General features: G+C 75.4%; 3 protein-coding genes. 2 read left to right on the forward strand and 1 reads right to left on the reverse strand.

Features of this window, described 5'->3' with window-relative positions:
- Positions 1-54: 54 nt before the first annotated feature.
- Positions 55-1,011 carry a hypothetical protein gene (locus AA75_RS17725; protein WP_033821042.1) on the forward strand — a complete coding sequence of 319 codons (957 nt, stop codon included), beginning with the start codon at positions 55-57 and terminating at the stop codon, positions 1,009-1,011.
- A 65-nt stretch (positions 1,012-1,076) separates the two neighbouring features.
- Here AA75_RS17725 and AA75_RS17730 read toward each other — a convergent pair whose 3' ends face one another.
- A complete protein-coding gene (locus AA75_RS17730; RefSeq protein WP_033821043.1) occupies positions 1,077-2,111 on the reverse strand; it encodes a medium chain dehydrogenase/reductase family protein in 1,035 nt (344 codons plus the stop codon).
- 146 nt (positions 2,112-2,257) lie between these two features.
- Between AA75_RS17730 and AA75_RS17735 the strand changes: the two genes are divergently transcribed.
- Complete coding sequence (locus tag AA75_RS17735) at positions 2,258-2,920, forward strand: TetR/AcrR family transcriptional regulator (RefSeq protein ID WP_033821044.1); 663 nt, start codon at positions 2,258-2,260, stop codon at positions 2,918-2,920.
- Positions 2,921-3,019 lie beyond the last annotated feature (99 nt).

The following is a 3,019-nucleotide window of genomic DNA, read 5'->3' on the forward strand; positions in this document are numbered from 1 at the left end:
CCCGTGCCGCCGACTCCACCCGCCCCCTACCCGACACCCGAGGAGCACCCACCCATGGCCCGATCGCGCAGCCGCCCGCAGGGATCCGCCTTCGACCCGACCCTCGGCGACCGGCCGCTCGCCGAGGCCCGCCAGGACATCCTGGTGGGCCGCTGGCAGGGCGCCCGCGACCTGCTCCGGGCCACCGGCCGTGACTGGGACCGGCGGACCCACCGGATGCGCCTGCTCGCCGACGCCGCCGCCGGCAACCGCACCGTCGAGACGTGGCAGGCCGCCGAACCGGCCAACCCCGACGCGATGGTGCTGCGCGCCGAGACCGACGTGATGCGGCTGTTCAACGCCGTCGCCGGCGGCCCCGCCCCCACTCCCGGCCAGGACGCGCTGGGCCGCGACCGCCTCGACCGGGTGGTGCGGATCTGCCTCCAGGCCGCCCACGGCTACCCCGACGACCCGGTGCCCTGGGTGTCACTGATGACCGTCGCCCGGCTGTACGCCGGCGGCCATCCGCAGTCCGGCCAGTGGTGGCGCGAACTCCAGGCCCGCGACCGGGACACCCGCGAGGGCCACCACCAGGTGCTGCGCCACCTGTCGGCGCGCTGGCACGGCTCGCACTCCAAGATGTACGACTTCGCCTGGGAGACGGCCTCGTTCGCGCCGTCCGGCTCGCCGCTGCTGGCGCTCACCCAGGCCGCCCGGGCCGAGCACTACCGCCACCTGGTCACCACCGGGGGCGCCACCGACCTCGCGCTGTCGCACCACTGGAAGAGCGACGCGGCGCTGCGCGACCTCGGCCAGACCTGCGAGCACTGGCTCGGGCACCGCACCTTCGAACTGGCCCAGGACGTCGCCGACCTCAACTTCCTCGCGCACGGGCTGGTGATGGCGGGGGTCACCGACCGGGCCCGCGAGGTGTTCGCACTGCTGGGCAACCGCCCGACCCGGATCCCGTGGTCGTACTCGGACGACCCGGAGGAGCTGTTCCGCCGCTGGTACGAGCGGCTGTCCCGGTGAGGCGAGGTCGGTGCGGCGGGTCGGGCCGGTGAGGCGGGGCCGTCGGGCGCCAGCGCTCGGAGCCGCTACGGGGTCAGCACGACCTTGCCGCTGACGGTGCCCGACTCGGCCAGCCGGACGGCCTCCGCCACCCGGTGGAGCGGGAGTTCGGCCGCGATCCGGGCGGTCAGCTCGCCGCGCTGCAGGGCCGCGAACACCGCGGAGAGGTCGGCCCGCAGCCTGGCCCGGAACCGCGCGCGGCCCAGTGCCCGGCCGGCCCACACGTTGTAGAAGTACGCCCGGCGGCCGTTGGGCAGCGCGTTCCACACCCACACCCGGCCGAGGATCCGCAGCACCGGCCACTGCTTGGAGCCCGAGTCGTCCCGGGTGGCCGCGCTGCCGTACGCGACCAGCGTGCCGCCGGGTGCGAGCAGGTGCCAGGAGTCGGTCACGCTGCGGCCGCCGACGTGGTCGAAGACGGCGTCCACCCCGCCGGGGGCCAGCTCCCGGACCCGGGCCGGGACGTTCCCGGCGCGGTAGTCGACCGGCTCCACACCGAGCCCGCGCAGGGCGTCATGGTGGCGCGCGGACGCCGTCCCGATGACCCGGGCGCCGGCGGCGAGGGCCAGCTGGACCAGGACCGAGCCGACCCCGCCGTTGGCGCCGTGGACGAGCACGGTGTGCCCGGCCCGCACCCGTGCCTTGCGGTGCAGCATCTGCCAGGCCGTGATCCCGTTGACGACGGCCGTCTCGGCCTCGGCCGCGCCGACGCCGTCCGGCACCTGCACCAGGTCGGCCGCGTCCAGCAGGACGTGGCTGGCCCAGCCGCCGACCTTGGTCAGCGCGGCCACCCGGCGGCCGACCAGGCCGGGCGGGACGTCTGCGGCGGCCGCCCGGACCGTGCCCACCAGGTCGTAGCCGGGCACGAACGGGAACGGCGGCTGGTCGTAGTACCGCCCGCGGCGCATCTGCTGCTCGGCGAACGAGACCCCGGTGGCCTCCATCGCGACCAGCACCTGGCCCGGCCCCGGCCGCGGGACGGCCCTGCGGCGCAGCTCCAGGCCCTCCGGCTCCACCGTGCCCGGCAGGACCACCTCGACGAGTTCCTCGGTGACCGGCATCTCGCTCCACCTCACTGGTGATGACTGGCTCTTGCGTTCGTTAGAAGTTATAACTCCATCGATCCGGGCCCGTCAAGTGGGTGTGCCGATAGTGATAGGGTCTAACTACATGGCGGCGTGCCGCCCGACCCGAAGGAGCGGACACCATGGCCCAGGCCGCACGTACCCCGCGCGAGCGCTACCGTGACCAGATCCGGACCGAGGTCAAGGCACTGGCCAGGGAGCAGATCGCCACCGCGGGCGCCTCCGCGCTCTCGCTCAACGCCATCGCCAAGCAGATGGGCATGAGCGGCCCCGCGCTGTACCGGTACTTCGCCGGCCGCGACGAACTGATCACCGAGCTGATCTCGGACGCCTACCGCAGCCTCGCCGACGCCTTCCGCGCCGCCGAGGCGGACGGCGCCGACCTGCCACGGCTGGCGCGCACCCTGCGGCGCTGGGCCCTGGACGACCCCCAGCGCTACTTCCTGATCTACGGCACCCCCGTGCCCGGCTACCAGGCCCCGCCGGACACCACGGCCATCGCGGCGGAGATCATGGCGGCGCTGCTCGACACCTGCGCCCGGCAGCCCGCCCGGCCCGGCCCCGGCGCCGGGTCCCCGCTCGACCCGCACCTCGCCCGGCACCGGGACTGGGCCGGCGACCACCCGGCCGAACCGGCGGTGCTGCGGCTGGCCCTGCTCGCCTGGACCCGGCTGCACGGGGTGCTGTCGCTCGAACTCGCCGGCCAGTTCAACGGGATGGGGTTCGACCCGGAGGTGCTGTTCGAGGCGGAGCTGGCCGCACTGACCGTCCTGCCGGACTGTTGAGGCCGCCGGGCCGTGGCGAACCACCGCGGCCCGGCGCACCACCGCGCCGGCCGTCCGTACGGAGGCCGCCGCGGCCCGCACGGCGGCGTCCTGGGGCGG

Origin of the sequence: Kitasatospora sp. MBT63 (assembly GCF_000710465.2) — a bacterium.
Classification (GTDB): Bacteria; Actinomycetota; Actinomycetes; order Streptomycetales; family Streptomycetaceae; genus Kitasatospora.

Coding starts and splice junctions, on each gene's coding strand:
- AA75_RS17730 (WP_033821043.1), bottom strand. CDS start 2,111: ATGCCGGTCACCGAGGAACTCGTCGAGGTGGTCCTGCCGGGCACGGTG.
- AA75_RS17735 (WP_033821044.1), top strand. CDS start 2,258: ATGGCCCAGGCCGCACGTACCCCGCGCGAGCGCTACCGTGACCAGATC.
- AA75_RS17725 (WP_033821042.1), top strand. CDS start 55: ATGGCCCGATCGCGCAGCCGCCCGCAGGGATCCGCCTTCGACCCGACC.